Annotated in this window: 7 protein-coding genes and 1 pseudogene; 5 read left to right on the top strand and 3 right to left on the bottom strand. The window is 57.9% G+C overall.

All coding sequences use genetic code 11. The features are described from left to right. Window positions 1-258, top strand: a pseudogene (locus ACVWXZ_RS11720) (hypothetical protein); the annotation flags it as partial. Between the two features lie 260 nt (window positions 259-518). Here ACVWXZ_RS11720 and ACVWXZ_RS11715 read toward each other — a convergent pair. Both ACVWXZ_RS11715 and hisG read right to left on the bottom strand, forming a co-directional pair. Further along, window positions 519-1313: a photosystem II manganese-stabilizing polypeptide gene (locus tag ACVWXZ_RS11715; RefSeq protein ID WP_457403507.1), complete on the bottom strand. Its 795-nt coding sequence runs from the start codon at window positions 1311-1313 to the stop codon at window positions 519-521. A gap of 108 nt (window positions 1314-1421) precedes the next feature. Beyond that, window positions 1422-2129, bottom strand: coding sequence for an ATP phosphoribosyltransferase (gene hisG / locus ACVWXZ_RS11710; protein ID WP_414416279.1), 708 nt, complete (start codon window positions 2127-2129; stop codon window positions 1422-1424). A 321-nt stretch (window positions 2130-2450) separates the two neighbouring features. On the opposite strand from hisG, the gene ACVWXZ_RS11705 reads away from it, so the two are divergent. From ACVWXZ_RS11705 to ACVWXZ_RS11695, 3 genes are all read left to right on the top strand, one after another. After that, window positions 2451-3572, top strand: coding sequence for a nucleotidyltransferase family protein (locus ACVWXZ_RS11705; RefSeq protein WP_414329069.1), 1122 nt, complete (start codon window positions 2451-2453; stop codon window positions 3570-3572). After that, window positions 3550-4296: a GvpL/GvpF family gas vesicle protein gene (locus ACVWXZ_RS11700; protein WP_011433160.1), complete on the top strand. Its 747-nt coding sequence runs from the start codon at window positions 3550-3552 to the stop codon at window positions 4294-4296. The genes ACVWXZ_RS11705 and ACVWXZ_RS11700 overlap by 23 nt, the downstream gene beginning before the upstream one ends. A 143-nt stretch (window positions 4297-4439) precedes the next feature. Beyond that, entirely contained in the window at window positions 4440-5102 is a 663-nt protein-coding gene (locus ACVWXZ_RS11695; RefSeq protein ID WP_457403505.1) for a hypothetical protein, read from the top strand. A gap of 356 nt (window positions 5103-5458) precedes the next feature. Here ACVWXZ_RS11695 and ACVWXZ_RS11690 read toward each other — a convergent pair whose 3' ends face one another. After that, window positions 5459-5701 (bottom strand): hypothetical protein, encoded by a 243-nt coding sequence (locus tag ACVWXZ_RS11690; RefSeq protein WP_414351871.1) that lies wholly within the window; start codon window positions 5699-5701, stop codon window positions 5459-5461. Between the two features lie 170 nt (window positions 5702-5871). Between ACVWXZ_RS11690 and pyk the strand changes: the two genes are divergently transcribed. After that, window positions 5872-7731, top strand: coding sequence for a pyruvate kinase (gene pyk, locus ACVWXZ_RS11685; protein WP_414408711.1), 1860 nt, complete (start codon window positions 5872-5874; stop codon window positions 7729-7731). The last annotated feature ends 98 nt before the right edge of the window (window positions 7732-7829 follow it).

Raw genomic sequence — 7829 nt, 5'->3', positions numbered from 1 at the left:
CCTACGCAATCCTATCGCAGTGGGAAGCAGTTCAAGTGTGGGCACTGTGGATGGGAAGGGGATGCGGACTGGAATGGGGCCAACATGATTGCCAAACTTGGGGCTGCCGTAAACCAGCCTAGAGGCCCGTGGTTGGCTTGCCAACTGCAGGGCTACCGAAACCCGCCCTGTACTGCGAAGCAGTCAGGGCCGGGTAGTTTACTTTGGGGTAGCGAGCGCAGCAGAACTCGGATCCGCACTGGTGGCGGTACTGGCTGAAGCGGAACTCACAAAGGGCTTCCTTGAGTCCAGATTGAGAGTCCCCTTGGGTCCAGAGTCAACATAAAAGGCAGGTTAGTGGCAGCGGCCATCTGCAAATGAACCTGTGGCGGCATCTGGCCCAGACTTTATCGCTGCACACTTCCCCAACGGGCAAACCCAGACAGACATAGTATCAACAGAAATAGGCAGGGATCGCCGGGATCTCTGCCCATCTCAACCCCGAAATTGGATCTCTTCTCGGCTTTCCTCAAGCCTCTTCAAGACTCCTGCGCCAGGCGAGCGTAAAACAAGCCTTGAACGCGAACAGTGTGGGGTTCCATCGCCCCTTGCTCGGTGCTGGAAGGCTGAATGCTAACAAAGGATCCCGCCATTTCGCCAGTGCTGGCATCCACGCGAGCGATCCGCAGCGACATTTTCCCCTGGGAAACCTCGTCCACCTTGCGGTTGGTGGCAAAATCATCTTTGGCAGCCTGTAGACCTACCGCAGTGTCGTAGCCGGTGTTGGATCCCCGCCCGCGCGGGTCGAGGAAGGTGCTGCTGTGATAGCCGGGCACCAAGAACTCCCCTTCAAAATCGGTCGAAGGGTCAATGGCCGAGCCCTGGGCAGTGGCGACCAAGTCTTTCACGCTAAACAGAAACGGCACCAGCTCGCGGCGGGGCATTTGGCCGGTGGTCGGCTGAGAGGTGATCCCATCCACCACTTTGAGCTCCAGCGCACCGTCTTTGGGAGTCACCTCAGCTTTAATCGGCCCCAGAGTGGCCGCTGAGATCATGATGTTTTTGGCCTTGATGAACTCTTTCTCGCCGTTCCGCTTTTCTTCTTCCACCTCAATTTGCACCGGCTGGAAGCAGACATCCGTCAGCTTCAGGGATCCCCCCCTAGGCACTTCGATACGGCCCCGGGCGTTGTCCGAGACCGAAGGGCAAATGGCGGCCTTGCCGGTGTTGCGGATCTGGTCATAGGTCAGCGGCGCCTTGGCAGCCTTAGCCGGAACAGCAAAGACGCTCAAACAAAGCGCCAACAGGATGGCGAGCAGTGGACGGTACCGCATAATCAACCTCGAAAAACCTTTTTTGAATCTGAACGCTGCTGGGGGAAATAAGCCCGAATGCCCCCATTGTACGCAATCGTGATCCCCCTCAGAGGAAGTGCCTCAAAATTAGCCACCCACCAACAGGGATCCCAGCCAGCGTTCCCGAATCTGGGTGATCAACTCGCGGATAGGCTGTTGGTTGACACGGTAGCTGATGGGATGGGCAATCAGGCGAGCTGTACTCTCGAATAGGCAGTCTCGCTCAATCAGGCCGTTTTCCCTCAGGGTGCGCCCTGTGGCTACCAAGTCGACGATGGCATCGGCCATGCCGGTGAGGGGGGCCAACTCCACCGAACCATAGAGAGAGATAAGCTCCACCGGCAAATCCAGGCGGTCAAAATACTCCCGGGCGCAGCCGACAAACTTAGAAGCCACGCGGGCATGAGCAGGCAACTGAGCTGCCGAGTGGTAGGGGCTATCTTGGGGAAGGGCCACCGACATGCGACAGTGGCCAAATTGGAGATCCAACAGGTGGGCCACCCGCGCTGCGGTGCCGGCATAGCGCTCCCGCAAGACGTCGTAGCCGACAATGCCCAACTGCGCCTGCCCGTACTCCACGTACACCGGCACATCGTGAGTGCGCACCAGCAGCGCTTCGTAGCGTTGTCCGTTCAGCCGGGTGGGGGATTCAATCCGCAGCAGGCGATTGCCGGGATCCAAAAAACGGCTGAAATCGATCCCCACCTGCTGCAGGCATTGAATGGCCTCAGGCAGCAAGGCCCCCTTGGCCAGGGCAATCGTGATGGGTGGGCTGTCGGGACGGCCATCCAGCATCTTTTTCAGGATCTACTACATTTGTCTGATACATCCGTCTGAATCTTGGGCCAGGAGCAATCAATGTAAGAATGCTGGGATCCCCGTCTGCCGGGTGGAACTCTCAGGAGAGACGGGGCAAAACGAGGGGCTCAGGGGAAACCCTTGGCGAAATGCCCAGAGGCGGGCGGGTTCTCCCAGAAGAGCAGACCCCCTCGATTGTAGGGGATCGGAATCCCAGCAGCGATTCCCCAGCCTCTTGAAAGCCCCGCCGGTTCTCTGGAATGCCGATCCTGGGATGATAAAGTCAGAGCACGGTTAGCCCGGAGGAGTGACGACGGCATGAAAGCCATGATCCTGGCAGCAGGCAAAGGCACGCGGGTACGGCCCATCACCTACATGATGCCGAAGCCGATGATCCCCATTTTGCACAAGCCTGTCATGGAATTTTTGGTGGAGCTGCTGCGGGAACACGGCTTCGACCAGATCATGGTCAACACCAGCCACTTGGCCCACCAAATCGAAGACTACTTTCGAGATGGGCAGCAATGGGGGGTTCACATCGGCTTTTCCTTCGAAGGCCATTTTGAGAACGGCCAGCCGGTGGCCGAACCTCTGGGCTCCGCTGGCGGTATGCGCAAGATCCAGGATTTCTCCGGATTTTTCGACAGTACCTTTGTGGTGCTCTGTGGGGATGCCCTGATCGACCTGAACCTCACGCAGATCGTCAACTTCCACAAATCCAAGGGAGCGCTGGCCACTGTGGTCCTGCGGCAGGTGGATCCCAGCCAGGTCTCCAGCTATGGGGTGGTAGTCACCGACGAGACGGGTCGCATCACTGCTTTCCAAGAAAAGCCTAGGCGGGAAGAGGCCCTCGGCCACACCATCAACACCGGCATCTATGTTTTCGAGCCGGAAGTGTTCGACTACATTCCCCCTGGCTGCCCCTACGACATCGGCAGCGATCTCTTCCCGGCCTTGGTGAAAGCGGGTGCCCCCTTTTATGGGATCACGGCTGACTTTCAGTGGGTGGACATTGGCCGCACCCACGACTACTGGCTGGCGGTGCAAAAAGTGCTGCGCGGCGAGATCAAGGGAGTCAAGGTGCCTGGGATCCAGATTCAACCCGGCGTATGGACGGGGATCAACATCCGCGCCAACTGGGATCGCATCCACATCGAGCCACCGGTCTACATCGGGGCCAGCAGCTATTTGGCGGACGGGGTCAAACTCATCGGCCCCACGGCAATTGGCTACGGATGTGTGTTGAATGAAGGGTGTACGCTGGATGGCAGCTTGATTTTTAACTACACCCAGATTGCGGCAGGCGTGACCCTACGCCACCAGATGGTGATGGGTCGCTACTGCATTTCCTCGGATGGCAATGCCATCGACACCGAAGAGTCCAACCTCACGTGGCTGATCGGAGATGCCCGCAGCAATGCCAACGGCAAATCCCCATAGCGCCCTCTACCTCTACGGGATCGTCGCTGCCCCTGGCCCGCGTCATCTGAGTGTGGTGGGGCTGGACAAGCAGCCGGTGCAGGTTCATGGGCTGGGATCCCTGGCCTTCTTGTACTCCCAGGCTCGACAGGAGCGCTACCTGGCCAGCCGGGCCAACTTGCTCGCCCATGAGGCCGTGCTGGAAAAAGTGATGAACGAGGGACACCGGGCTCTGCTGCCTCTGCAATTTGGCCTGGTGGTGAGCGGCTGGGAGCAGGTGGAACGGGACTTGGTGCAGCCCCGCTTGGCGGATCTGCTGGCTCTGCTGGAGCGCCTGGAGGGCAAGCGGGAGGTGGGAGTCAAAGTCTTCTGGGATCCCGAGCAGGAGCTCAAGCTGGGGCTAGAGGAAAACCCTGCCCTCAAAGCTCGGCGAGACGAAATGGCCGGCGCTCCTCTGGGGCTGGACGCGGTAGTCGAGATCGGACGGGCTCTGGAGCAGCTCTTAGAGCAGCGACGTCAGCGCATTGCCCAGACCTTTACAGCAGCCCTCAGCCCCTTGGCCAGCGACCGCGTAGAAGGAGATCTGCTCACCGAAAACATGGCCTACAACGGCTCGTTTTTGATCAATTGGGAAGATGAGCCGGTTTTTGCCCAAAAAGTAGAGGAGCTAGACCAGACCTTCCAGGGGCGGCTGCGCATTCGCTACAACAACTTCACCGCTCCCTACAATTTCGTCAAACTTTGACACACTCAGCTGTATTGGGTCACTTCTCTACAAAAGACAAGAGGAGACCGCTCGGCTGAATGGTCGAAGGCAGGGATCCTTTTGGAAATCTGCTCAGGTATTGTGGGGATAGGCACTGCAGTCTGTAAGCCGAGGGAGACGGTATGGGGTTGCTTATTTTTATCTTGTTTTTAGCTCTGGCTGCCGGGATCTTGGCTCTAGCCCTTTACCACGAAAAGAAACGTCGAGAAGCTCTGGAGCGGGTAGCTGCACAGCTAGGAATGCGCTTTTCTGCCCAATTGCCGGAAGAGATCCGATCCCGCCTGGTTCAAGCCGGCTTTGGGCTGTTTGAGCAAGGCCATGGGCGACGTTTCTATAATTCGATGTCCAAGCGGCTGATCGATGGCACTGAGATTACCGTTTTTGATTACCAATACACCCGCGGCAGGGGCAAGAGTTCCAGCACTTATCGCCAGTCCGTCTTCTACGCCTATCACGAGGATCTTCATCTGCCCCGTTTTCGGCTGCACCCCGAAAATGCCTTTTTCCATGGCATCGCCAAAGCTTTTGGCATGCAAGATATCAACTTCGAGAGCCACCCTAAGTTTTCTCGGAGCTATCTCTTGCGAGGACAGGATGAAGCTCAAGTTCGGCTACGTTTTCATCCCGGCGTCCTCAGTTTTTTGGAGCAATATCCCAACTATTGTGCCGAAGGGGCCGGCGCCCACCTCATTCTCTGGCAGAATGACCGACAGGTGAGTCCCGAAGAGATAGCAAAATGGATGCGCTTGGGGGAAGAGTTGACTCAACGGCTGCGGCGTAGGTAGCAGCAGAGCCTACGGCCCGCTGCCGCAAGCAGCTAACCTCAGCCTAAACCTCACCCCAAGAGGGTGCGCTGCAATCTCAAGAACCTGATACATTCACGCTGAACTCTCCTGAACATGGTTCAGGAAAGAAGCGATCGCATCCTGCCTATCTCTGAGCAGGAAGGCGGTATCCCGCAAAGCCCTGAGGAATACCCCCCGAGCGCTTTCCCCCTTCACTTCCCGGCAACCGTTGCGGTGGACTCAAGGATCAGGGGGAAACTTGGTTTACTATATCCCTCTCAATGACTTTTGCCAAACCGCCTAAAGCTCAGTAAATTCAGCAAAGTTCAGGGTTTTGGGGGTTAGAGGCATGCTCTCTACTGAGCGCCGAGGGCCGCCAACAAATCATCTGCCAACAACACCGCCGTATAGACCAAAGCCTGTCGTTGCTCAGGAGACAAATCGCCGACGGGAGTCTGGGGATTGCTCACGATACCCTGCAGTACTCTGCTGGCTATGTATTCCCGCTTGGAAACCCCTGGGCTGGAGATGGTGGGGTTATCCAGAGAGAACTTCTGATGGTGCTCGAAGGGGAAGGCGTATTCGGGGGCAACCGGCATCGCTCGACTCCAGATGGATCTCTACACTCTGCTTTGCCTATTTTCCCATCCTCTCTCGCTGGGGATTTTAAAAAAGCGGTGCCTCAAAAAAGACATAACGGGTTATCGTAATCAGAGAGATCCCTATGTGGGGGAAGGATCTGGGCTGCTCTCCCTTGGGAACAGTGGACATGCATTTGAGGGATTCTTTTCGACGCACCAAAATTGTTGCCACCATCGGCCCTGCCAGCTCAAATCCAGCCATTCTCAGGGAGATGATCCTGCAAGGGGCAACCACCCTTCGCCTGAACTTCTCCCATGGGGATCACGAGCTACACCGCCGCAGCATTCGCCTGATCCGCCAAACCGCGATGGATCTGGGCATCCAGGTCGCCATCTTGCAAGACCTGCAGGGGCCCAAAATCCGCCTGGGCAAGTTCGCCGAAGGCTCGATCACCCTCAAGGCAGGGGATCCCTTTGTGTTGACCAGCAAACCTGTCTTGGGATCCCAAGAGCGCAGTTGGGTCACCTACGACAAGCTGGCCCAGGAAGTGCCCGAAGGAGCGACGATCCTCATCGACGATGGTCGAGTGGAGATGCGGGTGGAAGCCGTGGATCCGGAAGCGGGCGAACTCTTCTGCCGCACCATTGTCGGGGGTACCCTCTCCAACAACAAGGGGGTCAATTTCCCCGGTGTGCGCCTGAGCATCCGCGCCGTGACCCCAAAGGATAAAGAAGATCTCTACTTCGGCCTCAACCAAGGGGTGGATTGGGTGGCCCTCAGCTTTGTGCGGGATCCCTCTGATGTGCTGGAGCTGCGGGAGCTCATTGCCTCAGCCAAACGGCCTTCTTCCGGCTCAGCCGACAAGCGGGTACCCATCATCGTCAAGATCGAGAAACACGAGGCCATTGAACAGCTGCCCCAGATTTTGGCCCTCAGCGACGGTGTGATGGTGGCGCGGGGAGATCTGGGGGTAGAGCTGCCTGCGGAAGAGGTGCCGATCCTGCAGAAGCGGGTGATCGCCCTGGCCAACTCCCTGGGGATCCCGGTAATTACGGCCACCCAAATGCTGGACAGCATGGTGCACAGCCCCCGGCCTACCCGTGCCGAAATCTCCGATGTGGCCAACGCCATTTTGGATGGCACCGATGCCGTCATGCTCTCCAACGAGACGGCTGTGGGCAAATACCCTGTCGAGGCCGTTGCCACCATGGCCCGCATTGCCGTGCGCACCGAGCGCGATTACTTTGACCTGACCTCCGCCGACCGACGACAACGCCTTCGCGCCCTTGCCATGCAGGAGCTGAGCCAAAACAACGGCAACAGTCCTGCTGGAATGCGGCCCAAAACCCTGATCACCGACTCGATCAGCCGCGCCGTGGGGGAGATCGCCCAGGAGTTGGATGCTGTAGCCGTGATGACCCTGACCAAAACAGGGGCTACTGCTCGCAATGTCTCTAAGTTTCGCCCCCGCACTCCCATCCTGGCCGTAACCCCCCATGTGGAAGTGGCACGGCGGCTGCAGTTGGTTTGGGGGGTACATCCGCTGTTGGTTATGGATTTGGCCACCACCCGCCAGACCTTTCAAGCGGCCATCAGCTTGGCTCAGGAAGATGGCTTGCTCAAGGATGGCGACTTGGTGGTGCTCAGTGCAGGAACCCTGCCAGGCGTTGCGGGATCCACCGATCTGATCAAGGTGGATGTGGTGAAAGCGGTGGTGGCTCAAGGCAAAGGGTTTGGCAAAGGCATTGTCAGCGGCCCGGCCCGCATCTTGAGATCCAGCCTCGATGCCAGCAAAATCACCGCCGGAGACATTTTGGTTGCCCAATCCACCGACGCCAACTATGTGGAGGCGATCAAACAGGCAGCCGGCGTGATTACCGAAGAAGAGGGAGCCTCCTCTCATGCAGCAGTCATTGGCCTGCGGCTGGGGGTGCCGGTGCTGGTGGGGGTCAAGGATGCTACCCGCTTAATCCGGGATGGATCTATCGTCACTCTGAACCCAGAAAAAGGCATAGTGACCGCAGGAGCCGATGGCTTGGGCTTTTAAGCGGGCCTTAAGGTTGCCTGCAATACAAACTTGTATCTCTTGCTACGAAACGAGACCCAGTTCTATGATGGGGGTAGCGAGGCAAGATTTTCCCTGAC

This window comes from Thermostichus sp. MS-CIW-38 (assembly GCF_054058415.1).
Note: the sequence above shows the minus strand (reverse complement) of the source record. Positions and strands in the feature narration are given on the sequence as shown.